Annotated in this window: 22 protein-coding genes and 1 tRNA gene; 14 read left to right on the forward strand and 9 right to left on the reverse strand. The window is 62.1% G+C overall.

Annotated elements, in window-relative coordinates:
- Positions 1 to 10: 10 nt before the first annotated feature.
- Complete coding sequence (locus Q0139_RS00855) at positions 11 to 1,921, reverse strand: S9 family peptidase (RefSeq protein WP_298016029.1); 1,911 nt, start codon at positions 1,919 to 1,921, stop codon at positions 11 to 13.
- Between the two features lie 411 nt (positions 1,922 to 2,332).
- Here Q0139_RS00855 and Q0139_RS00860 point away from each other — a divergent pair, with 411 nt between their 5' ends.
- A complete protein-coding gene (locus tag Q0139_RS00860) occupies positions 2,333 to 3,961 on the forward strand; it encodes a M28 family metallopeptidase (RefSeq protein WP_298016205.1) in 1,629 nt (542 codons plus the stop codon).
- Positions 3,962 to 3,987: 26 nt separating this feature from the next.
- A complete protein-coding gene (locus Q0139_RS00865; RefSeq protein ID WP_298016030.1) occupies positions 3,988 to 4,935 on the forward strand; it encodes a hypothetical protein in 948 nt (315 codons plus the stop codon).
- Here Q0139_RS00865 and Q0139_RS00870 read toward each other — a convergent pair.
- Positions 4,932 to 5,573, reverse strand: a complete 642-nt coding sequence (locus Q0139_RS00870; protein ID WP_298016031.1) for a uracil-DNA glycosylase — start codon at positions 5,571 to 5,573, stop codon at positions 4,932 to 4,934. The two genes, Q0139_RS00865 and Q0139_RS00870, sit on opposite strands and share 4 nt — an antisense overlap.
- Positions 5,574 to 5,596: 23 nt before the next feature.
- On the opposite strand from Q0139_RS00870, the gene folK reads away from it, so the two are divergent.
- Entirely contained in the window at positions 5,597 to 6,103 is a 507-nt protein-coding gene (gene folK / locus Q0139_RS00875) for a 2-amino-4-hydroxy-6-hydroxymethyldihydropteridine diphosphokinase (protein ID WP_298016032.1), read from the forward strand.
- Positions 6,104 to 6,119: 16 nt separating this feature from the next.
- A tRNA-Lys gene (locus Q0139_RS00880) sits at positions 6,120 to 6,195 on the forward strand.
- 274 nt (positions 6,196 to 6,469) lie between these two features.
- Here Q0139_RS00880 and Q0139_RS00885 read toward each other — a convergent pair.
- Entirely contained in the window at positions 6,470 to 7,330 is an 861-nt protein-coding gene (locus Q0139_RS00885; RefSeq protein WP_298016033.1) for a TonB-dependent receptor, read from the reverse strand.
- A gap of 78 nt (positions 7,331 to 7,408) precedes the next feature.
- On the opposite strand from Q0139_RS00885, the gene Q0139_RS00890 reads away from it, so the two are divergent.
- Together Q0139_RS00890 and Q0139_RS00895 are read left to right on the forward strand one after the other, a co-directional pair.
- Entirely contained in the window at positions 7,409 to 7,663 is a 255-nt protein-coding gene (locus Q0139_RS00890) for a DUF3299 domain-containing protein (RefSeq protein WP_298016207.1), read from the forward strand.
- Between the two features lie 125 nt (positions 7,664 to 7,788).
- A complete protein-coding gene (locus tag Q0139_RS00895) occupies positions 7,789 to 9,948 on the forward strand; it encodes a TonB-dependent receptor (protein WP_298016034.1) in 2,160 nt (719 codons plus the stop codon).
- Between the two features lie 186 nt (positions 9,949 to 10,134).
- On the opposite strand, the gene Q0139_RS00900 is transcribed toward Q0139_RS00895, so the two are convergent.
- Positions 10,135 to 10,518 (reverse strand): ATP-binding protein, encoded by a 384-nt coding sequence (locus tag Q0139_RS00900; RefSeq protein WP_298016209.1) that lies wholly within the window; start codon positions 10,516 to 10,518, stop codon positions 10,135 to 10,137.
- A 71-nt stretch (positions 10,519 to 10,589) separates the two neighbouring features.
- Between Q0139_RS00900 and Q0139_RS00905 the strand changes: the two genes are divergently transcribed.
- Together Q0139_RS00905 and Q0139_RS00910 are read left to right on the forward strand one after the other, a co-directional pair.
- Entirely contained in the window at positions 10,590 to 11,030 is a 441-nt protein-coding gene (locus tag Q0139_RS00905; RefSeq protein ID WP_298016035.1) for a FecR domain-containing protein, read from the forward strand.
- Complete coding sequence (locus tag Q0139_RS00910; protein ID WP_298016036.1) at positions 11,027 to 11,608, forward strand: OmpA family protein; 582 nt, start codon at positions 11,027 to 11,029, stop codon at positions 11,606 to 11,608. Before Q0139_RS00905 ends, Q0139_RS00910 begins: the two co-directional genes overlap by 4 nt.
- A 10-nt stretch (positions 11,609 to 11,618) precedes the next feature.
- On the opposite strand, the gene Q0139_RS00915 is transcribed toward Q0139_RS00910, so the two are convergent.
- From Q0139_RS00915 to Q0139_RS00930, 4 genes are read right to left on the reverse strand one after another with little or no spacing between them, the layout of a single operon-like run.
- Positions 11,619 to 13,688 carry a CHASE2 domain-containing protein gene (locus Q0139_RS00915; RefSeq protein ID WP_298016037.1) on the reverse strand — a complete coding sequence of 690 codons (2,070 nt, stop codon included), beginning with the start codon at positions 13,686 to 13,688 and terminating at the stop codon, positions 11,619 to 11,621.
- Positions 13,663 to 14,628, reverse strand: coding sequence for an MBL fold metallo-hydrolase (locus Q0139_RS00920; protein ID WP_298016038.1), 966 nt, complete (start codon positions 14,626 to 14,628; stop codon positions 13,663 to 13,665). The genes Q0139_RS00915 and Q0139_RS00920 overlap by 26 nt, the downstream gene beginning before the upstream one ends.
- Before the next feature lie 22 nt (positions 14,629 to 14,650).
- The gene (locus Q0139_RS00925; protein WP_298016039.1) at positions 14,651 to 14,992 is read right to left on the reverse strand and encodes an STAS domain-containing protein; all 342 of its coding nucleotides are present in this window, start codon (positions 14,990 to 14,992) and stop codon (positions 14,651 to 14,653) included.
- Positions 14,993 to 15,038: 46 nt separating this feature from the next.
- The gene (locus Q0139_RS00930; RefSeq protein ID WP_298016040.1) at positions 15,039 to 15,983 is read right to left on the reverse strand and encodes a hypothetical protein; all 945 of its coding nucleotides are present in this window, start codon (positions 15,981 to 15,983) and stop codon (positions 15,039 to 15,041) included.
- Between the two features lie 66 nt (positions 15,984 to 16,049).
- Between Q0139_RS00930 and Q0139_RS00935 the strand changes: the two genes are divergently transcribed.
- The 3 genes from Q0139_RS00935 (at position 16,050) to Q0139_RS00945 (ending at position 19,124) form a co-directional block, all read left to right on the forward strand.
- The gene (locus Q0139_RS00935; RefSeq protein ID WP_298016041.1) at positions 16,050 to 16,730 is read left to right on the forward strand and encodes a methyltransferase domain-containing protein; all 681 of its coding nucleotides are present in this window, start codon (positions 16,050 to 16,052) and stop codon (positions 16,728 to 16,730) included.
- A 164-nt stretch (positions 16,731 to 16,894) separates the two neighbouring features.
- Positions 16,895 to 18,085: an aminotransferase class I/II-fold pyridoxal phosphate-dependent enzyme gene (locus Q0139_RS00940; RefSeq protein ID WP_298016042.1), complete on the forward strand. Its 1,191-nt coding sequence runs from the start codon at positions 16,895 to 16,897 to the stop codon at positions 18,083 to 18,085.
- Positions 18,086 to 18,092: 7 nt separating this feature from the next.
- Positions 18,093 to 19,124, forward strand: a complete 1,032-nt coding sequence (locus Q0139_RS00945; RefSeq protein WP_298016043.1) for a hypothetical protein — start codon at positions 18,093 to 18,095, stop codon at positions 19,122 to 19,124.
- 19 nt (positions 19,125 to 19,143) lie between these two features.
- Here the strand turns inward: Q0139_RS00945 and Q0139_RS00950 are convergent, their stop codons facing one another.
- Positions 19,144 to 20,061: a hypothetical protein gene (locus Q0139_RS00950; protein ID WP_298016044.1), complete on the reverse strand. Its 918-nt coding sequence runs from the start codon at positions 20,059 to 20,061 to the stop codon at positions 19,144 to 19,146.
- Between the two features lie 118 nt (positions 20,062 to 20,179).
- On the opposite strand from Q0139_RS00950, the gene Q0139_RS00955 reads away from it, so the two are divergent.
- The 3 genes from Q0139_RS00955 (at position 20,180) to Q0139_RS00965 (ending at position 24,657) form a co-directional block, all read left to right on the forward strand.
- Positions 20,180 to 20,887, forward strand: coding sequence for a class I SAM-dependent methyltransferase (locus Q0139_RS00955; RefSeq protein WP_298016045.1), 708 nt, complete (start codon positions 20,180 to 20,182; stop codon positions 20,885 to 20,887).
- A 195-nt stretch (positions 20,888 to 21,082) separates the two neighbouring features.
- Positions 21,083 to 21,796, forward strand: coding sequence for a GNAT family N-acetyltransferase (locus Q0139_RS00960; protein WP_298016046.1), 714 nt, complete (start codon positions 21,083 to 21,085; stop codon positions 21,794 to 21,796).
- A gap of 200 nt (positions 21,797 to 21,996) precedes the next feature.
- Complete coding sequence (locus tag Q0139_RS00965) at positions 21,997 to 24,657, forward strand: glycosyltransferase (protein WP_298016047.1); 2,661 nt, start codon at positions 21,997 to 21,999, stop codon at positions 24,655 to 24,657.
- Positions 24,658 to 24,711 lie beyond the last annotated feature (54 nt).

The following is a 24,711-nucleotide window of genomic DNA, read 5'->3' on the forward strand; positions in this document are numbered from 1 at the left end:
CTGCGGCCTGTCACTCATCCGTGACCGCCCCGGGCCCGACAGAATCTTCAGGAACGGCTGCGCCGGGGAAGACCGGTCGCTCGGCCTCTTCGGAGTCGCTCCCGGCATTGCTACCTGCCCTTTCTTCCGCCTGATAGCGGACTCTGTCGGTGCTGCCGTCCATCGGAAGGCCCATGGCGGTGCGCAGGAAATAATCGCTGCGCTCGAGCATCTCTGCCCGCGCGTCGGATTCACGAAGCGAATGGTCGAGGCCGTCGAACTCGATCAGCCTGGTCTCGCGTCCGGCGCTTTCGAGCCGGCTCTGCATGCGCCGCGCCTGATCGATATCGACGTTGATGTCGCGATCGCCGTGGAACATCAGGACGGGAACCTCGATCCTCTCGGCATTCTGGGCAGGCGAACCCTGACGGATATGCGGCCCCTCGCCGATGAATTCCCGCGTATTGGCCCCACTATACCAAAGCCGCGCTTGCGTTTTGAGCAATTGCAGGTCGGTGACCGGCGCGACGGCCACAATGGCACGGAAAAGGCCGGGATCGAGCACGCCGGACTGCAGCGCAGCATATCCGCCATAGGACCATCCAAAAATTGCCAGGTGAGCGGGGTCGGCTATGCCCTCGGATACCAGCCAGCGACCGCCCGCAGTGATATCACCGACCGCCAATTCCCAGCTCCGAAACCCGTTTTCGACGAACCATTCATCGCCATAGCCCTCCGAACCGCGATAGTTCGGCTGCAGGACCGCATAGCCGCGATTGGCGAAATATTGCGACAACCAGTCGAAACCCCATTCGTCGCGCGCGCTCGGCCCGCCATGCGGCATGACGATCGCCGGAATTCCCCGAGGATTGTCTTGGCCTGGCGGCAGCGTCAGATAGCCCGGCACCATCGTTCCGTCCGCCGCCGGATAGCGAACCGGCCGCACCTCGGCGAGCGCTGCGCCTTCCAGCTCCGGCCGCACGACCATGATCTCGTTCAGGGCGTTGTCCGCGCGCCGGAACACATAGTAGCGGCCGGGATCGGTGTCCGAACTGGCGAGGATCAGAAGTATCTGCTCGTCGGCGGTCGAATCGACGATCGTAAGGCTAGGCAGGTTCGGGAGCGCCTGCGACAAAGCCTGTGACAGCGCAGCATAGTCGGGATCGAAATATTCGATCTGGCGATAGTCGTCAGCGAAACTGACGCCGATCACGCGATCATACGGCCCGATCCGGACCAGCCCGTCGACGTCAACCTCGTCATTGGCATAGACGAGCTCGCGTTCGAGGCCGGCGTCGAGCGTCACACGATAGAGCGCCATCCGGCCGTTATGCCGCGAATAGCCATAAGCCGCGTTGAGATCGCGATCGACCGCAACGGGGAGAAAGCCGCCGCGCGTCGAGGTGTTGTAGCTGTCGAGGTCGAGCCATTCGTTCTCGCCGCTGCGGCGATAGTAAAAGCGCACCGTATCATCGGCATAGCCGGTAGCCCCGCGCCGCCCTTGGCTCGCCATGATGCGGACATTGCCATGGCCGTCCGTCATATAGTTTCCGACACTGTCCCGCGGATTTTCGACCCGGTCGTCTTCACCGGTGCGAATGTTGACACGAACGACGCCGAGCCCCTCCTCCGTCCTGTTCATACGTGTGGCGGCGCGACCTTCCGGAATGAAGACGCGCGCCATCAGCACCTCGTCTGCGGCATCGGGCAGCCAGTCGATGATCCGGCCATCGGAAGTCGAAAATCCGAGCTGATACGCGCTCTGCCGCTGACCAAGAGCGAGCGGATCGCTGCCATCCCGATTGACGGCAACGCGGCGGCTGAAAGGGATGATATAGCCGGTCGTCTCCACAAGCGCGGATATCGTGCACACGAGGCGTGTATTGCTGTCGAACTCGCACCAGTTGATTTCCCAGGGATCGCCATCGGCGCCGGTTGCCAATCGGGTATCACCCGTCGACAAATCGGTTACATAAAGCCGCGTCTCCTGTCCGACGCCGGGTGCAACATAGGCTATGCTGCCGCCATCGGGCGAAAGCGCGATATCCGAGACGCTCTGTCTGGCGCCAAACGCGGCGGCTGGATCGGATAACGAATTGCTTTGAGCCACTACAGTTGAAGACAAACAGCTCACAACCAAGGCGAAAAGCGAACCAACTTTCATGTAAGCAACCCTCCCGATAAGTAATTTTGCGATTACTTGAACCACGCTCACAATGGAAGGGTGTGCTTGCGAAAAGCCCTTCAACTACCCATAGTTGATTGAGTTCGACCGAACGCTTCAAGGGGATCGCAAGTGAATTTTCGTCCATTCGTGCTGCCGGCACTCGCCCTGACCGTATCATGCGCGCCCATGGCCGACGCGCCGCAAAGCGCCGCACAAACACCCGCCGCCGATTCGCCGGCCCCTGCCATCGATGTCGAGAGGTTGCGCGAGATGACGCAGACCCTGTCTTCCGACGAATTCGAAGGGCGCGCGCCCGCGACGCGCGGCGAGGAATTGACGGTAGCCTATCTCGCCGAACAGCTGGAGGCCTCGGGCGTGCAGCCCGGCAATGGCGACAGCTGGTTTCAGAACGTCCCGCTCGTCGAGATCACGGCCGATCCGGAAACGGCGGCGCTCTCCTACACGCATCGCGGTGCCGAAACGCCGCTCGCCTACGGCTCCGACATGGTGATCTGGACCAAGCGCGTGGTGCCCGAAGTCGATGTCGAGAATGCCGAACTCGTCTTCGTCGGCTACGGCGTCAACGCACCCGAGCGCGGCTGGAACGACTATGAGGGCGTCGATATGGACGGCAGGATCGCCGTCATTCTCGTCAACGATCCCGATTTCCATGCCGGCGGCGAAGACGGCCTCTTCGACGGCCAGGCGATGACATATTACGGCCGCTGGACCTACAAGTACGAGGAAGCCGCGCGGCAAGGCGCGGCCGGCGCGATCATCATCCACGACACCGCCCCTGCCGCCTATGGCTGGAGCGTCGTCGAGAGCAGCTGGACGGGCCCGCAGCTCGATATGGACGCCGCCGACAATCATATGGGCCGTGTTCCCGTCGAAGGCTGGGTGACGAACGAAGCCGCGCGCGCGATGTTCGCTGCCGGCGGGCTCGATTATGAGGTGCTGACGGCGGCGGCCCGCGAGCCCGGTTTCCGCGCCGTGCCGATGAACCTGACGGCGAGCGCGCATCTCGAAAACAGCATCCGGCGGCAGGAATCGCGAAACGTCGTCGGAGTCCTGCCCGGATCAACGCGGCCGGACGAATATGTCCTTTATACCGCGCACTGGGATCATCTGGGCCGCTGCACGGCGGCGCCGGACGGCGATGACATCTGCAACGGCGCGCTCGACAATGCGACCGGCACCGCAGGCCTCGTGGCGCTGGCAGAGGCGCATGCCGAAGCCGGCCCCGCGGAACGCTCGATCGTCTTTCTCGCCGTGACGGCCGAGGAATCGGGACTGCTCGGATCGGCCTACTATGCCGAAAATCCGATCTACCCGCTCGCCCAGACGGCCGGCGGCATCAATATGGACGGGCTCAACATAGTCGGCCCTGCGCGCAATGTCGTCGTTGTCGGCTACGGCAAATCCGAGCTTGAAGAAATTCTTGCCCAGGCAGCCCAGGCCCAAGGCCGTAGCGTCGAACCCGAATCGGCACCCGAACGCGGCTCCTTCTTCCGTTCCGACCATTTCTCGCTCGCTCGCCCCGGCGTGCCGATGCTTTATGCGGAGAGCGGCGAGAACCTCGTCAATGGGGGTGCGGCAGCGGGCCGGGCCGCGTCGGAGGACTATATCGAGAACCGCTATCACGGACCGCAGGACGAGTATGACCCGAACTGGAACTGGGACGGCGCTCTGCAGGATCTGGAACTATATTATGCCATCGGCCGTACTTTGGCAGAGAGCGCCGAATGGCCGAACTGGTACGAGGATGCCGAATTCCGCGCCGCACGAGACGCTTCACGCGCTACGGCCGAATAAAAAACCAGACACAGAGAGGGACGATCATGAAAAAGACATTCCGCACATTTCTCCTTGCCGCCGCCGGCCTCGCCTTGCCCGCACAGGCCCAGGAAACGACCGAGCAGCAGCCGCGCGCCAACCCGGTCCGCAGCGTGCTCGACGGTATCCTCGACCGCGTGCTCGGCCCGGAGGCAACGCCGCAGGCCGAAGCCGCAGCGCAAGACGATACCACGCCGGGCACGATCGGGCTCGATACGATTCTCGCCGCCGATTTCCGCGCCGAGGACCAGCCGCGCGACCAATATCGGCATCCGGCCGAGACGCTCGCTTTCTTCCGTGTGCAACCCAATATGACGGTGGCCGAATATGCGCCGGGAGGCGGTTGGTACAGCCGCGTGCTCGCGCCCTATATCGCACCGCAGGGCCGCTATCTCGCCGTCAATTTCGATACCGACGGCGCGGACATGGACGCAGAGCAGCGCCAGCGCGCCGACGCATGGCCGGTCCGCTTCGCCACCAGCGTGCAGCAAAGCACCGGCGTACCCGCATCGGCGGTGACCGCGTTCGAGAGCGACGACATCCCCGCCGGGCTCGAAGGCAGTGCCGATCGCATCCTGATCTTCCGCAACATCCATTCGATGCTGAATTCAGGCAACGCGCTGAGCGAGTTGAGGAACCTGCGCGCTCTGCTCGCCGATAACGGCTTGGTGGGCGTGGTTCAGCATCGCGCGCCCGAATCGGCCAGCTGGGCGGATTCGAACGGATCGCGTGGCTATGTGAAGCAGACCGATGTCGTGGCACTGTTCGATCTTGCCGGCTTCGAGCTGGTGCAGACCTCGGACATCAACGCCAATCCGAACGACAGCGCCGACTATCCGGGCGGCGTCTGGACCTTGCCGCCGGTATTCCGCGAAGGCGATACGGACCGCGCGCGCTACGAAGCGATCGGCGAAAGCGACCGGATGACATTGCTCTTCCGTAAGGCGCGCTAGGCGACGATCTCCTTCGCGCGTTCGAAGACCGCGGCGAACATTTCATCGGTCAAACGACCGGTATTCTGGTTGTAGCGCGAGCAATGATAGCTATCGAGCAACACCGGCCCGCCCGGGATCCGGTGCTCGGCGAGATGGCCGAACTTGTATCGCCCGGCGGCCTCGCCATAGGCGCGAAGCGTCGATGCGTGAGCGATCGTGCCCAGCGCGACGATCACGCGAAGTTTGGTTAGCCCATCGAGCGCAGCTTTCAGAAACGGCCGGCAATTGTTGATTTCCGCGCCGACCGGTTTGTTCTGCGGCGGCACGCAGCGCACGGAATTGATGATGATCGCCCCCTTCAGTCGCAATCCGTCATCGGCGCTCTCTGTATATTCGCCCTCCGCCAGTCCGGCGGCACCGAGCGTATCGTAGAGCAGTCCGCCCGCATGATCGCCCGTGAACGGCCGTCCCGTCCGATTGGCGCCGGTCAGCCCCGGCGCCAGCCCGGCAATGGCGAGCCAGGCATCCGGATCGCCGAAATTGGGAACGGGCGCGTTGAACCAGTCGGGGTGCGCGGCCTGCTGTTCCTCTCGATAGGCAACGAGGCGCGGGCAGAGAGGGCAGTCGATCGGCGGTTCGGGGCTGGTTTCGATCATGGCGGTGCGATAGGCGCGGGACCATGGGCGAGACAAGCTATGCGATCGGCCTCGGGTCCAACCGCTATCGCGGCCGATCACCGCGCGCGACCGTCGAAGCGGCAATCGAAGCGTTGACCGGCACGGCGGACGTCGCGCTTGTCGCCCGCTCGCCGATCGTCGACACCGCGCCGCTCGGCCCCGGCAGCCGCCGCTATGCCAATGCCGCAATCCTGATCGAGACAGCATTTTCGCCAAGCGAGTTGCTGCAAGCCACCCAGGCTCTGGAACGCAGCTTCGGCCGCCGCCGCACGCGCCGCTGGGGCGACCGCATCCTCGATCTCGATATCCTGCTCTGGTCCGGTGGCTGCTGGGGCGATGCCGGTCTCGTCATCCCGCATCCCGAATTCCGGCAGCGGAGCTTCGCCCTCGGCCCGCTCGTCGCCATCGCACCGGCATGGATCGACCCCGTGACCGGCCTTTCGATCCGCCAGCTCGAAACGCGCCAAAACCGCGCAATCCCGGTTGACCGCGCCTCCCCGCACCCCTAACTCCGCACCCGTGGTCGGGCCCTTAGCTCAGTTGGTAGAGCAACTGACTTTTAATCAGTAGGTCGCTGGTTCGAACCCAGCAGGGCTCACCACCTTTTCAACAACTTGGTTCGTCTGGCGCGCGAATCCCTGCAACTTGACAACCACATGGCAACCTCCGTGACGCATGTTGCGCCTAGGCGTGAAAGTCGGGCTAGATCCAATGTCTGCGAGGCGCCCCAGTCTCTGCCATTGCCCTGTTGGCGACGCCATGCTGATATCGGACATTGACGCGTTCACCAATCTCGTCAGGCGCATGTCCGGCCGGTTACTGGGCGTTTGTGCAAATTCATATAATTTTAAACACCCAAGCATCGCTCGCTCCCATTAAAAATCGACACTGAGAGACAACCTAGCGACTCTGCCGTCGATGATGTCGTAGCTGCCACTCGCACCCCGCAAATCGAACCCGTATTCATCGGTCAGGTTCGAGATGGCCAACCGCACGGCCGCTGGCCTGCCGCCGAGATCGAAGCGGTATCGCCCACCGATGTTGATCTGCGTGCGCGCGGGCAGGAACACGATATTGTCGCGGGTGGCGGCGCGCCTGCTCAGATGCGTGATGCCCATATCGAGGGACAGCCCGTCAAGCCATGGCAATTGCCAGTCGGCATTGATCTGAACGTTTCTGGCGGGCTGGCCCACCGGCAATTGACCGACAAGTCCAGCATCGACATCCGCTCCGCGCACACGCGGGCGCAACAGCACCAGGCCGGCGACAACGCTCAGCAGCGGGCTGATCTGGCCGGATAGCGAGAATTCGATTCCCCGGTGCCTCTGCTCGCCCAGCAACCGGAACACATTGTCGGTATCGAGCTGGAAATAGGGCTTCCGGACATCGAAAAGGCCGAGTACCGCGCGCAGGTCGGGCGTGATGGCCCATCGCAAGCCGGCATCGCGCTGACTGGTGAGAATGGCAGGCAGTGGTTCGTCCCGGTTTGCCGCGCTGGACGGAGCCACGCCCGACTCCTCCAGCCCGCGCGTATAGCCTCCGTATATCGCGATCTCGTCGCTGAGGTAGATCGCGCCCGCCACACTGTATAGCCAGGGGTCCGATTGCGTTTCCGCTTCCGGAATGCCTGGGCGTTCGACCGCCTTGCGATAATCGGTGCGCTGCAACCCGACACTGAGCTCGCCGACGCCTCGGGGCGGCGTATCCTGGGCAACACTGGAAGCGACGCGGGTCATCGACCGGCGCGACAGCGACAACATCATCTATTCGCGTCCCGGCTCACCGAACGCGTCCGCGCGCTGAACGGTCGCACGATCCGCGTCGCCGGCTGGATGATGCCGCTCGAGAATTCCTCGCGCCAAAGCCATTTCGTGCTGCTCGCCTATCCGCCTGGCTGTCCGTTTCACCTCCATGCGCTGCCCAACCAGTTCATCGAGGTCCGGACATCGCAGCCGATAGCGGTCGAAGAACGCAGAGCCATCACGCTGACCGGCACGCTGCGGCTGACCGGCCAGGACGAAAGCGGCATTTTCTACCGCCTCGTCAACGCGCGCCAGATCGACAGCTAGAATCTTCACATAGGGCTTCGGCCCTGTTGTCATTCCGCAACGGATGAAAGGAATTTCCTCCGAGCGATGAAGGCGTGTTGTTATACTATCTCGTGACGTTATATCGCGCCGCAAAGGAGATTCTCATGCGTATTGCGACTCTGGCGCTCGCCAGCACTGCCCTGTGGACCGCCCCCCTGGCGGCGCAATCAACGGCGGGCTCGTCCCCCCAGTCCGCCGACGCCCTGCATCGTGACAGCGAGGCGCAGATTGTCGTGACGGCGCCCTTTGGCAGGCGTCTCGACATTCTTGCCGGCACCTCGGTGCTTCAGGGACCCGAGCTCACGAACAATTTGCGGCCGCAGATCGGCGATGTTCTGGCCGACTTGCCCGGCGTTTCCGCAACCTCGTTCAGCCCCGGTGCCTCGCGTCCCGTGCTGCGTGGGCTGCAAGGCGAACGGGTTCGCGTTCTCACCGACGGCATTGGCGCAATCGACGCGTCCAACACCTCGGTCGACCATGCCGTCACCATCGATCCGATCACGGCCCAGCGTATCGAGGTTCTGCGCGGACCGGCTGCACTCCTCTATGGTAGCCAGGCGATCGGCGGCGCGGTGAATGTCATCGACCGCCGCATTCCGCGCGAAGTGCCCGACGAAGCGATCCATATCGACGCGGTCGGCATTTATGGCAGCGCCGCCGAAGAACGCAGCATCGCCGGCGGCATCGATGTGCCGCTGACCAACCGTCTCGTCCTCCATGTCGACGGCAGCTATCGGGAGACCGACGATCTCGAGGTCGGAGGCTTCGTTCTGACGTCCGAGCTTCGCGCCGAACAGCTCGAAATCGCCGCGGAGGAAACCGAAGAGGGACATCTGGAAGAAGCGGAGGAAGCGCTCGAACTTGCGAACCTGAGCGGCGGCCTCCCAAACAGCGCCACCGAAACCTACACGGCCGGTGCCGGGCTCGCCTTTATCGACGAACGAGGAAGCCTCGGCGTGTCCGTCGGCTATTTCGACAGCAATTACGGCGTTCCTTCCCGCCCGGGCGCCGAGCATCATCATGGCGAAGAAGAAGGCGAGGATCATGATGATGAGGATCATGAGGACGAGGAAGGCCACGAACATGGCGAAGAACCCGTCACCATCGGCCTGCAGAGCTTCCGCGCGGACATTCGCGGCGAAATCCTGACAGGCGGCGGTTTTCTCGAAAGCATCCGCGTCCGCCTCGGCTTTTCCGATTACGAGCATACCGAGTTCGAAGGCGACGAAGTGGGAACGGTTTTCCTTGTCGAAGGCTTCGAAGGCCGGGTCGAACTCGTTCAGGCAGAACGGAACGGGTGGAACGGCGTCATCGGCGGTCAGCTTTTCGTTCGCGACTTCAACGCGATCGGGGCTGAAGCCTTCGTCCCGCGCAACGATACGCAGCAGATGGGCCTCTTCACCTTGCAAGAGTTCGATCTGGGCGGCTTTTCGGTGGAAGCAGCCGCGCGCTACGAACATACGAATGTCGACGCGCCGCCGCTTGGCATCTCGCGCGATTTCGACGCCTTTTCGGCCGCCATCGGCGCCAATGCCGACATTACCGACGGCGTGACGATCGGCGCGAACCTGTCGCGGTCCGAACGCGCGCCTTCGGCGGAGGAACTGTATTCGAACGGCCCGCATATCGCGACCCAGGCGTTCGAAGTCGGCAATCCGAACTTCGACACCGAAAAGAGCATCGGCGCGGAGATTTACCTGCGCGGTTCGACCGGTCCGTTCACCTTTGGCCTCACAGGCTACGCCAACTGGTTCAACGACTATATCTACGAGACCGATACCGGGCTTGAGGAAGACGAACTTCCGGTCTTCCAGTATTTCCAGCAGAACGCGACATTTTACGGCTTCGAAGCAGAGGCTTCGGTCGTCTTAGCCGAAAGTGCCGGATGGCGCTTCATCGCGGACGGCGTGGCCGACTATGTCCATGCCGATCTGGACGATACCGATCAGCCGGTGCCGCGGATCCCGCCCTTCCGGGTACTCGGCGGTCTCGAAGCGCAGTCGGATCAGTTCACCGCTCGCGCCGAGGTCGAATGGGTCGCCGAGCAGGATCGGGTGACGTCTTTCGAAACGCCGACCGATGATTTCACGCTGGTCAACGCCTCGCTCACCTGGCGCCCATGGGGCCGGGCGAATGGCACCGCGATTATCGCCTCGGTCAACAACATCTTCAATGTCGATGCGCGCCGCCATGCGTCCTTCACCAAGGATTTCGTGCCCCTTCCAGGCCGCGACTTCCGCCTGAGCGCACGCTTCAGCTTCTAACGGGGGGCGACGACGCGGGACGGCGTCCCTCCTTGTCCCGCGTCGGCAATTTGCACATCGGCCGTCTGCTGGCGCGACCGCCAATGCTTTTCAGGTCTTAACACTCTTGTGCGGCTAAAAAGGTGCCCCGGCCATCCAATAGCTCGTCAGCGAAATTGTCGCGGCTGACCGTACACCGCATGGGCGCTATTCAAGCACCAGTCTCACGCAGTTCCTGTCATTCTCGCGAACATAGTCGTATTTGCTTGCCATCCGACGCACCAGTTCCAGGCCTACACCACCGCCGGACACGGGATCCGGCCCTGCAAAATCGTTGGCCTGCGTCGGATCGAAAGGCGCACTGTCGTCTCGAATGGAAATTTCCAGCGCCGGGCCCGTGCGCCGGAGCGCCAGTTCGATCGTCACACTATGGTCGTAACCGCCGTGGCGCACGATGTTGGAGACGAGCTCTTCCACGATCACGCTCAACCGGCCGATCAGCTGCGCGTCGAGATCGGCCGATGCGGCGAAGTCGCGCGCCTGATCGATCATCGCGACGATCGCATCGGACGGATCGTCGTCCTTTGCCACTTCCAAGGTAAATTGTCTCCAATGCGACATTGCGATACGATAGCAGAACGGAATCAAATGGGGAGGCTTGGATGAGCATGAAAAAACTGGCCGCTGCGCTGGCAGCGCTCGCGACTTTGTTGACCATGAGCCCGGCATGGGCGGAGATCGGCAGGGTCCGGAACGTGGTCGGCGATGTTCAGGTCGTGCGCGGGGAGAGGACGGTCGCCGCCACATCGGGCTTCCGTCTCGAACAGGGCGACGTCGTCGTTACCGGCAGAAGCGGACGGGCCGGCATATTGTTCCTCGACAATACGCGCGCTGCGGTCGGGCCGGGCAGCCGCGTCAGCCTCGACGAATTCCGCTACGATCGCGCACGCCAGAGCGGTTCCTTCGTCACCAGCGTCTATCGCGGATCGATCGGCGTGGTCTCGGGCAACATCGCCCGCTCCGGCCGTGACAATATGCGCGTTCGCACGCCGACCTCGGTTCTCGGCGTCCGCGGCACGCGATTCGTGGTCGAAGTCGGATGATGCGCGCGGCGATCGCCGCTACGGCGATTTTGCTCACAGGATGTGCGACCGATCGCGTCGTGCTGCTGGACAACGAGCCCGGTCATCCGGTGGGTGCAATCGCCGTACTCGACGATGAGCGCGGCGAGACCGTGCTCGATACGGCGAATACGCAGGCGCGGCTCGGCGCTTCGGGTGCGCGGGTGAGCGCGCTCGCCCGGCCCGATCCGTCATTCGATGCACTGATGGCGACGCTGCCCGCCGACGTCTCGCGGTTCGACATACCCTTCCCCGTCGGCGATGCGGACATCCTTTCGGTGCAACAGTCGATCATCGATCAGATCAACAGCGCGGTGGGCGAACGGCCCCCCGGCGTACAGATCGAAGTGGCCGGGTTTACCGATTCGACCGGTGACGAAGGGAGCAACAACGCCCTGTCCATGGAGCGCGCACGCGCCGTTGCCGAGGCATTGCGTGCCGGGGGCATCTCGATCGAGGATGGCGATATCATCGGTCGCGGCGAATATGATGCGCAGGCGGCGTTGGGCGATGGCGTGTCGGACGAAAGCTATCGCCGCGTGACCGTGATCGTGCGCTAGCGCGCCGCGGCTACGCGCCTCCCGCTGACGCACCGACATAGCGGATAGCGAGAATCGTCAGGTCGTCGCTCGGCTCCGTGTCGCCTTCGAAGTCCCGCACCGAACGCGCCAGACCGGTGGCGACATCTGTCGCTGGGCGCCCCGGGGATCCTTTGAGCGCATCGATCACGCCACTCGTCTCGAACAGCTCCTGCGCCTCGTTCTGCGCTTCGGTGGCGCCGTCCGACAGCAGCAGCAGCGTCTCCCCGGGTTCCAGGGCGAGCGGCTCGGACTGGTAAGGGAAATCGATCACGCAAAAGGGCGGCCCCCCTTTCATAGGCACGATCCGCACCGTTCCCGCTGCGTCGAGCAGGATCGGATTCTCATGGCCCGCATTGACCATGGAGACCTCGCCGGTCGTGCAATCGAGCACGCCGACGAGCATCGTCAGCCCCAGGGCTTCGTCCGCTTCTTCCATCAACTCGCGGTTCAGCGCGGCGACTGTCTCACCAAGATCGCGGTCGGTGCGGCTGAGACTGATCTTCGACAGCGCCTTGGTAAGCGCCATGAACAGCGCGGCGGCCACACCCTTGCCGGTGACGTCGCCGACGAGGAACAGGAGCCGGTCATCGTCAAGCATCAGCGCATCGTAATAATCGCCGCCCACCGTTCTGGCGGGTTCGAGAACGGCCCCCAATTCTACCCGGGGATCGAGTGCGGCGAGCTTGTCCTTGTCGGGCACCATGCTCAGCTGGATGCGGCGGGCCGCCTTCATTTCGCCTTCCTGTTCGGCGGCGGCGACGCGCTGGTCGACGAGTTGCCGCGCCAGCCTCAACTTTTCCGCCCGGCCGAGAACGAAGAACGCGATCCATACCGCGATACCGGCAAATCCGGCGATAATCAGCGGGCGCACCGGATCGAGCAACAGATTCGCCCTGTCGAACGCCACGAAAGACAAAAGCGGCATCGCCAGCGCGAGCACCAGCGCGGGATAGAAGAACCAGGTGCGTTTCGTCGCTGCCGCAAGCAGGATCACGAACACCAGCACAAGACTGGCGGCCAGTTCGGCCCATGGTGCCCAGGCCGGCCGCGACAACCATGCCCCTTCCAGCATCGCATCGACCGCCTGCGCCTGGACGTGGACGCCGAAAATCTCGGTATGAAGGGGGGTAGACACGACGTCGGAACTGCCCGTCGCCGTAAGTCCGACGATCACCACCCTGTCGGCGAATACGCCGCTGACCTCGCCCGCAAAAACCTCGGCGGCGGAATAGACCGCCTGCGGCGGCAAATTCCCGAACCGGAACGCCAGATTGGCGGTCTCGTCGGCAGGCAAGGCCCTGTCGCCCAGCATGAGCATGCCGTCCGTCCATACAAGTTCGCTCTCCCCGGCCGAAATGCGCGCGAGATCGACGGCGAAGCCGGGCATCGCCTGTCCGCCGGCGACGATCGTCAGCGGGACCCGGCGAATGATTCCGTCCGGGTCCGGCGGACCGTTGATCAGACCCCGGGACAGCGCGACATCGTCCAGCTCCGCGATGCTGGACAGGATCTGCGGCATGCGCGGTACGCCCGCAGGCAGGTCGCCCGCAATGACCGGTTCGGTCATCAACTGATGTTCCGTCCCGTCCTCATCGACACCGGCGCGGCCAAGGACGACCGGCGCGACTGCGATCGCTTCGGAGAGCTTCTCATCCATTCCCGGCAATTGCCGCAGCCGCGCGGCCATCGCCTCATCGAGATCGGGATAGAGTGACGCGAACAGTTCGGGATCGCGCGCATCGCGTTCGGCGAAAATCATGTCCATGCCGATGGCGCGGGGCCTGTCCCTGGCGATGATCTCGATCAGTTCGGCGACATAGTTTCGCGGCCAGGGCCAGGTGCCGCGGGCGTCGAGGCTCGGATCGTCGATGATCACGATCGCGACATTGTCGGCTGTGATCTCGCGCGGTGCCAGCCGCTGCCATAAATCGAACACCGAATTGCGTTCGTAATTCGCGAAAATGGCGGTCAGCAGCAAGCCGGCCAGCGCGCCGAGCAACGCCGCCGAACCGGCAATGCGGCGAGACCGGGTGTCAGAGCTCGACGCAGAGGCCGTCATAGGCGCACAGCACTTCGAGCGCGTCGGTATCGCGCGTCAGTTCCTCATAGCGGATCGTTTCCTCGTGCATTCGCTGGATATCGGCGTCGCTATAGGTCGGCTCGTGATGGAACAGCGCCAGCCGCCTGGCCTTGGCTTCGTGGCACAGGTCGACCGCGACGATGTTCGAGGAATGGCCCCAATCCTCTTTCATCGAGACGCTGTCGGCGAGCGAATACATGGTGTCGCAAACGACCAGGTCGGCGTGCCCGAAAAATTGCGCGAAGTCGTTCTCGTCATGCATCTGGTCGATCTTGTGTTCGCTGTCGGTGGAATAGATCGCCACCTTCCCGTCGCGGTCGCGGAAACGGTATCCGTAGCTGTCGTGCGAATGATGCTGCAGGATGACCGAGACGGTCACTTCGCCGATTTCATATTCGCGTCCCGTCTCCAGCGTCCTGAATTCGATATCCGCTTTCAGCCAGTCGAAGGGCACCGGGAAGGAGATTTCCTCCTGCTGGCGGCGCAGCGCCTGCTCCGCATCGGGATGCCCGGCATGGATGATAATCTTCGCGCCGTCCATGAAAGCGGGCACGAAGAAGGGAAAGCCCATGATATGGTCCCAGTGGAGGTGCGACAGGAAGATGTGCCATTCCTTCGGCCTGCCCTCCTGCGCGCAACGCCGGAGCGTATCGAGGCCCAGTTCGCGCACGCCCGAACCCAGGTCGCAGACGATGAACGGGCCCTCGCCCATGTCGACCTCGACGCAACTCGTCGCGCCGCCATAGGATCGGCCGGTCGCGAAATCGAGATCGTCCTCGACGAATGCAAGCGCCGCGGCCTTGTCGGCGAACGATCGTCCGTTCGCCGCCACCAGCGCATCGGCTACCTTGTCGGCAATAGTGCCCGCTTTGGGCGCCACGGGCAGCGATCCGCGCGTTCCCCAGAATCGAACCTGCATCCGTCCCCCCGTTTGCGTGGCCTCAGCTGGCCAGGGCCTCCTCGATCGTATCGGCGACCGGAAACACCATGTCGTACCGGCTGATCGAAAGGATTTCGCGCATCGTCTCGTTCGGCCGGGCGAGCGCGATCTTCGTTCCCGCTTCCTCGCCGCGGCGATGCGCCAGCGTCAGCGCGCGCAGCCCGCGCGACGACATATATTCGATGCCGCCGAGATCGACGACCAGCCTGGCCCCCGCCGTTTCGGCATGTTCACCGAGCACCTCGGCAAATTCGGTCGCGGTGGATTCGTCGACGCGCCCCGATGCCGCGACCACCGTTCCGCCGTCCCGCTTGTCGACCTGCCATTCAAGTGTACTCGCCATGTACTAGCGATAACCTTCGCGATGCACCCTGCCAAGGCTCTCGGGATCAATTCGACGTGAGGCCAAGCGCTATTAGCTGTGCCATGACCGTGTCGCGTTCCTCGTCCGAGCGTCGACGCCCGCCAAGATCGGCGAACGCGCGTCCGAGATAGCGTTCGGTGAAGGAACGGTTGCTCTCGGCAAACCGGCTTCTCAATCTTGCTGCTGCTTCGCTGTCCAGGAACAGTGCCGGCAGGTCGACGCCCGCGAAACCGTCGATGATCCGTTGATAGACGGTTTGTCGATCAACCAACTCGATTTCGTTCAGCAGCCGAATTGCCGAAAGCGCCTTCATTCCGATCGCGATATTGGCGGCACCCGAATTCGCCGGCACTTCCGCGCCGGAAAAATCGGCAAGGTCATCCGATATTGCGGCAAGGAACGGCGCCACGACCTCCTTCCGGCCCGCATCATAGATTCGGCAGACCAGATTTTCGCGACCAAAATGACGCTCCCAGACCGCCATTTCGGAATCGAAATGACATCCATCCAGGCTGTTCTCCACATAGGAGGAAAAGGATTCGGTGACGCGCTTCAACTTGACCATCTGGTTGTATTCGGATTCGGCGAGTTCATCCTGCGAGCGGGCGAAGAAAACGATCTTCACGCGATGGTCGACCGGAAGGTTCCGGAAAAATCCGGCAACCTCCGACACATCGGCAAGCGGGAAATTTTCCGAGCTGATGATGGCATGGCTTGCGTGGGTATGACACAGTTCGTCGAATATTTCGCGGCGGACGTCCTCCGGTCTTTTGGCCGGGACCATGAAGCCCGGAGGATTGGCGATGAAGCTTTTGGCGAATTGCTGATGCCCGCATCCCCTGCCCCGATCATCCGCCAGCAGATAGTCAACACCGTGGCGCAACAGGCCTTCCCGGTTCGCGGCCAGCCATCGCTGGATGGTCGTGGTACCCGTCTTGCCGCGGCCGATATGAAGGTGGATGGTCAGCATCGTCGCCGGGTTTGACTACAAGACGGGCAGGGTTAGGACAAATACCATTCGAACGGGGCGAACCGCATGCTGATTGTGCCGCAGGACATGAACCGAAATGCGAAGAGCGTGCAGGACATGGGCGACCCTGCCGACACCGGCGCGATGCTGATTTCATATATGTGCGAGCGCATTGGAATCGACGATCTCGACGGACTCGACATTCTCGACCTGGGGTGCGGAACGCGTTTCAGCGAGGCGATACTCAACCGCGATCTACCCGTCGGCAGCTACACCGGAATCGAGGTGAAGCAGAACATCGTCGATTTTCTGCATGACAATGTCGACGACAGCCGGTTCGCCTATTTCCAATTCGACATCAAAAACTTGTGTTACAATCCGAAGGGTATCGCATTGAGCGAAGGCTTGGGTGACGAGATTTCGGCGGCGCTCGATCACAAGCGTTTCGACATTGCCTGCATGTTCTCCGTCATCACGCACCAGCAACCCGATGAAGCCCATGCGATCTTTCGCTTGCTCGCGCGGCATATACGACCCGGCGGGCACCTTTTCTTCTCCGCCTTCATTCACGAAGGGGAGCCGGACCATAAGGAGCTGAAGCCGCAACGCCCCGGCATGCAGAGCAGTTTTTCGGCCGTGCATATGGCGCAAATGCTCGCCGATACCGGCTGGTCTGTCGTGTCGCGGGCCGATCCGGCCCCCGAGGGATTGCCGATCATGTGGTCCTATCTGTGCGCTCCAGTCTAAAGCGCCCTGGCGGGCGTAAACCCGTGCTGGAGAATCGGACAAGACAGCTCGGCGAAACAAGAGCGGGGCTGGCGAATGGGTGCGACGCGGACTAGTCTGATATCGTGATAGAATCCGATCAGATTTCAGAGGCGCCCGGCTCTTTCCGCCGTGAAAAGATATCCGTGTCCGACCTTGCGGCCTTCGGCGGTGCGCCGCTTTTTTCAAGCCCGTTGCACGTCACGCGCCCCAATGCGGGCGACAAGGAACGCTTCTTCGGCCTCGTCGAAGAAAGCTGGGAACGGCGCTGGTTCACCAATGACGGCGTGATGGTCGCGGATCTCGAGACGAGGCTCGCTGACAGGCTCGGAGTGAAACATTGCATTACGGCGTCCAGCGGAACCGCGGCGATGGAACTTGCGATCCGGGCGCTCGAGCTTGCGGGGTCGGTGATCGTGCCCGCGTTTACGTTCGTGTCGACGGCACACATGCTGCATTGGGCCGGTATCAGGCCGGTATTCGCCGATATCGACCCTCGAAATTGGGCGCTGGATCCAGAATCGTGCCGCAAGAAGATCGCGCCTGATGTCAGCGCGGTCATCGCTACCCATCCTTTCGGGATGGCCGCGGACATCGAAGCGCTGCAGGCGCTCTGCGACAAGGAAGGCATTCCCCTCCTCTTCGATAGCGCACACGCCTTTGGTTGCACGTACCAGGGGAAGCCGATTGGTGGCTTCGGGCGTGCGGAAATCTTCAGCTTTCACGCCACCAAGGCCTTTCACACCTTCGAAGGTGGCGCCATCACAACCAATGATGATGCACTGGCTGCCGATTTACGGTCGATGCGCAACTTTGGCTTTAGCGGCTACGACCAGGTCGAGCGGGCGGGAACCAATGCGAAAATGTCTGAAATCCATGCCGCCATGGGACTGACCAATCTGGACGCTTTCGACGATATTCTCGCGGCCAGCGCCCGATGCTTTCAAAGCTATGAGCAGGCGTTGCGGGATATCGGCGGCATCACCATGCGGCTCCCCAATGCGGCTGACCGATCCAACCATCATTATGTCGCGGCGGAGACGGACAGCGAGCGGCTCGGGGTTACCCGAGACCAGCTGCTCGATTTACTCGGTGCCGAAGGCGTCTATGCCCGGAGATATTTCTACCCCGGCACACATCGCAGCGAACCCTATCGAACGCTTTTCCCCGATGCCGGAGCAAGCCTCCCTGTTACCGAAGCTCTCCTGAAACGGATTATTCAGTTTCCCGCCGGCGCGACGGTCGATGGCGACGACGTTCGCGCGCTCGGCAATCTCCTGCGCTTCATCGCCGCGCATGCCGCCGAGATTGCCGAAGCTCTCGCGCAGCGCGACTGATCCGGCGATGCCGGCCACCCGGGAACCGATCGGCGGTGTTTTCGCCCTCGAAGAGCCAGTGCGGCAGGCTGACGGCGAGACGCTGCTCGAACGCTGGTCCAAGGGTGCCGCAGCGGTGCACCTGTTTCACAATGCCCGCAGCGCGCTGAGCCATATCCTAAATTCCATGCAGCCGTCACGGCTCTGGCTCCCCGCCTATTTGTGCCCTGATACCCTGCAAGCCGTACCTGACGGTCTTACCCTCCTCTACTATCCCGTCGGCAGCACCCTCGAGCCGAATTTCGAGGTGCTGGAAAGCGAGATGCGCGCAGGCGACGCTGTTCTCGGCATTGCCTATTTTGGCCGCCTGCAGCCATCTGTTTGGCGTTCGATGGCGGAACGGCGGCAAGACATATTGTGGATCGAGGATTATGCCCAAGCGCTCGATACCGGCGGGGGCCCCTTGTCGAGCCTGCGAATCTACAGTCCGCGCAAGTTGCTTGGCGCGCCCGACGGCGGGATCCTCGTCGATACCGATGGCAAGGTACCAGCGCCGCTATTGGAGCTACCCGGCGACACCAAGTTTATCGACCCCTATCGAATGCGGGCGGCCGATCCTGCCGGGCAACATAATGAACACTGGTATGCCGCTTTCCGCTCGGTCGAGGCGGCGATGGCCGTCTCCAACAAGGCCATGTCGGCGGAAAGCCGCCGGATCCTTGCGCGAACCGCGGTAGCTCCGATGGCGAAAACCCGCAGGGGCAATTACCGAACCTTGCTTGAAACGCTGTCCCCCCATGCACTGTTTGGCGATTTGCCGATCGACTGGGTGCCGCTCGGCTTCCCGATGCGTTTCGAGGACGCGGACGGGCTATGCGCGTGGCTTGCGGAGCATAGGGTCTTCGCGCCACGCCACTGGCGCGACCTTCCGTCGCCGGAAAGCGATTTTCCCGAAGAGCATGCGCTTTCGCGAAGCCTTCTGACATTGCCATGCGATCAACGCTACGGCGAGGACGACATGCGCTTCATGGCGGAGCTCGTCGAACGATATATCGGCTGACACCGCGGCTCATGCACTGTTAGCCAAACGGAAATTCACCACCGGTCAGATTGGCCACGAACCGCTGGAAGATCGCGTTAGACCCTTCCAGCCGCGTCTTCATGAAACGCTCGAAGGCTGCGGCGTCGGCAAAGATTTCGCCGCGATCGAAGAACCGTGTGCGAAGATAATGCAGGAAAACGATCTCGGTGCACTCATTAGGATAAAGCCGCTCCGCGATGGGATCGTTGGGGAAGTTATAGCGCATCGGTAGCGCGACCGTCGGCAGGCTCAGATCGGCCGACGCCAGCGCGACCGCAATCTGCGGCGCCCACCAATGGCCAACGATATCGGCGATGGCATCGCGGATGGCGATGTCGCGGCGGTAGAAGCGCCGGAGCATGGCGGGCGGCCCGGCAAGCACCCCGTAGTTGATGTAAAAGGGTGCCGCCGGCGCCTCTTCTGGCGCGAAGAACGTATAGCGATAAGGTCTCTCGATCGGCCGTCCGAGAACCGCCTCGGCGAGCTCGGGCCAGTCGCGATCGGGATCGCGGGGAAGATCGTCCCGCGGAAAATGAAGATGGGCGATGACACCGGCCAGCGCCGGCGCGTCGGCCAGCTGCGCAAGCAACTCGTCGAACCGCCGCAACGGCGCGACATCGGCATCGCAGAGGAATGCAAGGTTGGCATCGTCGCGGATCGCTTCGAAGCGCTTGTCGTGCTGCGCCCGGTGCGCGGGATTGTGGGCGCCGACGGGATGCGCCCAGACGATATCGATTCGTTCGAAATAGGGCCGCCACCGTTCGGGAAGTACTTCGGCATCGTGATCGCCAAACACCGCGACGAGCCGGGCTTCGCGATAATCGCCGCCCAGGGCATCCAGCGCGCGGCGGAAAAAGGCGATCTGGCCGAAAAAACCGTCGGTCGGGCTTGCGGAAATGAGAAAGTCGAGCTTCATGCGCGAGCGATGAACAAAGTGGCAGGCATTCGTCCCCTTTTGCGCGTGGCTTGAGCTATGTCTATGGAAATAAAGGGATGGCTTCGCAGTCCGCCCGGCCCAGCAAGAATGAAGATTCGTGACATCTGATTATCTCGCCCGATATTATGACGATCGCACCGCGAAAACGCCGAGCGACCTTCTGAAGCAAGTCGGCCACACCGAATCGGGTGAGCCGATCGCAGCCTACCGGTTCGACCGGCTGGTTGAGGACATTGCCACACGGCTCGATCTGACGCCGCAGGACAGGCTGCTCGATCTATGCTGCGGCAACGGCGTGTTCACGGCCCGCCTCGCCCCGCGCGTCGAATCGGTGGTCGGCCTCGATTTCTCGCCGGGGTTGATCGATGTGGCGCGGACGCAATGCGACGCGTCCAATGCGCATTTCGCAGTCGCCGATGTCCGCAGGCTGCCACCGCTCGAACCCGAAGGCGGCGGCACCTTTTCCAAGGTGTTGATGTATGCCGCGCTTCAGCATTTTCCGAAGGCATTTCTCGGCCCGCTGCTGGATGATATCCTGGCTATGACGACGGACGATCCGGTGATTCTTATTGGTTTTGTGCCGGAGCAGCGGCGGCGTTTCGCCTTTTACGACAGCTGGCCGCGGCGCCTCACCTATCTGTCGCGCAAACTCGTCGGAAAGGATGTCATGGGCAGCTGGTGGAGCCGTGCCGATTTCGAAACGGCCTGCGCGGCACGCGGCCTCGAATGCAGCTTCCATCCGATCGCCGAGGGATTGAAAGCGCATGATTATCGCTTTGACGCGGTGATCCGCAACCGCGGGTAAGCGATGGTGCCCAACGGTTACCTCTCCCCCGAATATGCGCAATCACTGGCGGAGTTCGGCGAGATCGTGAGGCTGCCCCGAAGCGGCATTCGGCTCCTGCGGCGTGATATCGATGGGGTGCATCACGATCTGTGCGGACTTTATCCCTATGCGATGGCGCGCGATTGGGCTGCCATCGCCGAGGATATTGCCGAGTTGCGCGAGGGCGATGCGGTGTCGCTGGTATTGGTCACCGATCCGTTCGCTGCCGAACGATGCGATTGGCCGACAATCGCGGTTTGGGATATGTGCCGTCCCTTCAAACCTCATCAAGTCGTCGATCTTGGTCGCGATTGGCGGGGTGAGCGCAAAAAGAAGCTGCGCTACCTTACGCGTCGCGCATTGGCCGCCCAGCGGGTCGGGCCGGTAGAAAATCCGGGCGATTACGCTACGCTTCTGTGGAAATTCTATCGGCGAACAATCGACCGGTTTGGCCTGACTGGAATCCAGGCTATGTCCGAAGCGGCCATCGCCGACCAACTCGCTGTGCCGGGCGCCGCGCTGATCGTGGCACATGACGAGGAGGGACCGACTGGCGCAATGCTTTGCTTCGACCATGGCCACACGAGCAATTCCCATTTGTTATTCCTGTCGGATCGCGCCGAGCGGCTCGGTACCAGCTATGCGCTCTATTATGGTTGCCTTGAAGCCGCCGAGGACCGGCACTGCCGCCTGGTAAACTTCGGTTCGGGGGCAGGCGCGGTCGACGATCCCGGCGACGGGCTTCTCCGATTCAAACGCCGATGGGCCAACCGGGAAGCCGCGACGTGGCTGTGCGGAGCGATCCTCGATCGCAATCGCTACACAGAACTCTGTCGCCAAGCCGGGACGGCAAATGACGATTATTTTCCCGCCTATCGCACCACCTGACCAAGTCGGGACGACACGATTTCCGAGTTATATCATAACAGGTTAGGTGACCGGTTGGCTGCCACCGACGCACCGGCTGACAACATATTCAATGGCCACCGCGTGTTTGCAACGGACAATGGCAATGTCTAATGTCGAGGCGCCAAACGAATATCGTGCCCTGGTGTCGGCGCCAATATGAAAGCGGGCAGGAGCCCATATTGCAAGCAACCAAACCGGCGGTGCGCTCTGCGGTCATCATCCTCGGCATGCATCGCTCGGGCACATCCGCTCTGACGAGACTGGTAAACCTTTGCGGCTGGCAGGCGCCGAAGACGCTGATGCAGCCATCGGAAGCGAATGAAACAGGACATTGGGAATCGATCCCTATTGTCCGGATCAACAACCAGATCCTGTCTGCCTTTGACCGTCAATGGGCGGATCCCAAACCGATCCCGGAAGGGTGGATGGCCAGCGCAGAGATTGCCAGATTTCGCGATGCGGCTTTCGAGACCATCGCCGGCGAGTTTGGTAACGCCGACCGGATCGTCATCAAGGATCCGCGGCTTTCGCATCTGCTTCCTTTCTGGGCCGATATCCTGGACGATATGGGTGTCGCGATCCGTGTCCTGATCGCCAGCCGCAACCCGCTCGAAATCGTCAGGTCGCTGCGCAAGAGAGACGGCATGAAGCAAAATCACGGATTGCTTCTCTGGCAGTCTCACATGCTGTCAGCGGAATATCATTCGCGGCCCTTTCCCCGTGCCCTGATACATTATGACGACTTGCTGGACGATTGGCTGCAATCCCTTTCAACGGCGATGTCGAACGCCGGCGAACCGATCGAAATCGATGACGCGGTAGCGGCAAGGATCGCCGATTTTCTGAGTCCGCGCCATCGGCATGTCAGGATTCCGTCAGACGTTGCGCTCGAATCGAACGATCTCGCAACGCCGTTTCAGAATCTCTATCTGGCTTTGCACAATAGTTCGGCCGAATTCGCAGAAACCGACTTCGACCGGCTCCGTCTCAATTGGTTGACCGCCTGGGAAAAACGCAGCGAAGGGCCGGGAGCATCGCAATTTGCCGGTGAGCTGCCGGTAAAATTTGTTCAGCAGAGTCGAAAGGCAACCAAGACCGGTCGGGACGACGAGGCCCTCTCGCTGGCGCGCAAGGCAATCGATGCGGACCCGAACATTGCAAGGCATCACCATTATCTCGGCAGACTTCTGATCAAGGCCGGAATGTTCGATGAGGCCGTACTTGCCTTCGCCCGGGCAATCGCACTGTATCCAAGATCGGCAGAATATCATCACGACCATGCCGATACGCTTCGCAGGATTGGCCGGATCGACGAAGCGATCGTTGCGGCAAGGGGTGCTGTCGAATGCAAGCCGGATCACGCCGAATATGAACTTCACCTCGGCAAATTGTTGTCGGCCCAAGCGCTTTTCGAGGAAGCGGAACGATCATTTTCGGCCGCGCTCGAACATGGCGGATATTCCAGCCAATTCGTCCTTCCCTTCGCGGCGCTGCTTCGGCGTCTCGGCAAGCTCGATCAACTCGAGGCCATGTTGCACGGCTATACGGATGCCGAGCCGGCAGATTTCATCCCGCATGCCGAAATGGCCGAAACCTTGCTCGCCCTCGGCCGGCCCGGCGATGCCTTCGAGGCCCAGTCCGAAGCCGCGTCCCTGGCGTCCGCCGAAATCGGTCTGGACAGTGTGCCAGATGACGCGACATTTCTTCACGACGCGGTTGCCGACGCACAGAGCATGAAAGGCACTAAGCGGCGCGATGCGTTGTTAACGGTGCTCGCCTGGTGGCGGGCCCGGTGCCTAGCCACGGCGATTTGCGACGATCACAGCGACAATGCGGATGCGATCCCGGGCGATGGTATTTGGCCACCCGAGCTATGCCCCGGCCCACTTTCGATCCCAAAGGTTACGGCGGCCGAGCCCGAACATAATCGCCCGCTGATTTCGGTACTCATTCCCGTCTTCAACGTGGCAGAACCCCGGTGGCTTCGAGAATGCCTGGACAGCTTGCTTGCCGAAGCGGCGGGAACGCAGGATTTCGAAATCGTCGTGGTCGATGATGCCTCCACGGACAGGACCGCGCGCGAAGTGAGCACCGCCTACGGATCGCAAATTTCCTATGTGCGAAACGACGAGAATCTCGGACTGCTGCAAAACCACAATCGCTGCCTGGAATTGGCCCGCGGCGAGTTCGTGCACATCCTCCATCAGGATGATCTGGTCTATCGCGGATTCTACTCCGCGATGATCGGACCCATGCAAAAGGACGACAGTCTGGTGGCCGCCTTTGCCCGCACCCGGATGATCGACGGCGATGGCGCGTTCGCAAGCGAGCAGCCCTGCATTGGCAGGACGGCTGGACCGCTTGAGGACTTCGAAACGATGATCGCAGGCCGCCAGCTCGTGCTGTTTCCATCCATCGTCGTGCGGCGCTCGGCCTATCGTGAAGTCGGCGGCTTTTCCCCCTCGTCGACCTTCGCGTTCGATTGGGAGATGTGGTCCAGAATTGGTACGGCCGGTCGCGTCTGGTTCGACCCTTCCATCCTGTGCGCTCATCGGGTTCACGCCAAATCCGCGACCAACAGTCTGGATGCGGTAGAAAGGCTCACGGACGGCATCAGGATCGCAAGCGAAAACGCGATCAGGACGCAATCACCGGACCCGATGGACATATTGTCCGTGGCCATCAATCGACTGCTAGCGCGTGAGTGGCGAGCCGTTATCCGTCAGGCCTCGGCGCGTCCGGAACCGGAGATCGAAGAGAAGATGTGGGAAATTCTCGTTGGCGAATCCTGTACGCAGGAGTTTCGCGCCGAATTTCTCGCGCTGATCTGCGACACATAGGGTTCGCCTGTCCGGGCGTTGGCCTGTCCGGGACCTGCGCGAAGCGAAGGAGGC

The sequence above is a fragment of the uncultured Parasphingopyxis sp. genome (genome assembly GCF_937129435.1).
Classification (GTDB): domain Bacteria; phylum Pseudomonadota; class Alphaproteobacteria; order Sphingomonadales; family Sphingomonadaceae; genus Parasphingopyxis.

Excerpts from the sequence above, each read along its gene's own strand:
- folK (WP_298016032.1), top strand. The coding sequence starts at position 5,597 with ATGGGCGAGACAAGCTATGCGATCGGCCTCGGGTCCAACCGCTATCGC.
- Q0139_RS00905 (WP_298016035.1), top strand. The coding sequence starts at position 10,590 with ATGAGCATGAAAAAACTGGCCGCTGCGCTGGCAGCGCTCGCGACTTTG.
- Q0139_RS00870 (WP_298016031.1), bottom strand. The coding sequence starts at position 5,573 with ATGATCGAAACCAGCCCCGAACCGCCGATCGACTGCCCTCTCTGCCCG.
- Q0139_RS00915 (WP_298016037.1), bottom strand. The coding sequence starts at position 13,688 with ATGACGGCCTCTGCGTCGAGCTCTGACACCCGGTCTCGCCGCATTGCC.
- Q0139_RS00950 (WP_298016044.1), bottom strand. The coding sequence starts at position 20,061 with ATGAAGCTCGACTTTCTCATTTCCGCAAGCCCGACCGACGGTTTTTTC.
- Q0139_RS00910 (WP_298016036.1), top strand. The coding sequence starts at position 11,027 with ATGATGCGCGCGGCGATCGCCGCTACGGCGATTTTGCTCACAGGATGT.
- Q0139_RS00945 (WP_298016043.1), top strand. The coding sequence starts at position 18,093 with ATGCCGGCCACCCGGGAACCGATCGGCGGTGTTTTCGCCCTCGAAGAG.
- Q0139_RS00920 (WP_298016038.1), bottom strand. The coding sequence starts at position 14,628 with ATGCAGGTTCGATTCTGGGGAACGCGCGGATCGCTGCCCGTGGCGCCC.
- Q0139_RS00895 (WP_298016034.1), top strand. The coding sequence starts at position 7,789 with ATGCGTATTGCGACTCTGGCGCTCGCCAGCACTGCCCTGTGGACCGCC.
- Q0139_RS00925 (WP_298016039.1), bottom strand. The coding sequence starts at position 14,992 with ATGGCGAGTACACTTGAATGGCAGGTCGACAAGCGGGACGGCGGAACG.
- Q0139_RS00935 (WP_298016041.1), top strand. The coding sequence starts at position 16,050 with ATGCTGATTGTGCCGCAGGACATGAACCGAAATGCGAAGAGCGTGCAG.
- Q0139_RS00885 (WP_298016033.1), bottom strand. The coding sequence starts at position 7,330 with ATGACCCGCGTCGCTTCCAGTGTTGCCCAGGATACGCCGCCCCGAGGC.
- Q0139_RS00930 (WP_298016040.1), bottom strand. The coding sequence starts at position 15,983 with ATGCTGACCATCCACCTTCATATCGGCCGCGGCAAGACGGGTACCACG.
- Q0139_RS00860 (WP_298016205.1), top strand. The coding sequence starts at position 2,333 with ATGGCCGACGCGCCGCAAAGCGCCGCACAAACACCCGCCGCCGATTCG.
- Q0139_RS00865 (WP_298016030.1), top strand. The coding sequence starts at position 3,988 with ATGAAAAAGACATTCCGCACATTTCTCCTTGCCGCCGCCGGCCTCGCC.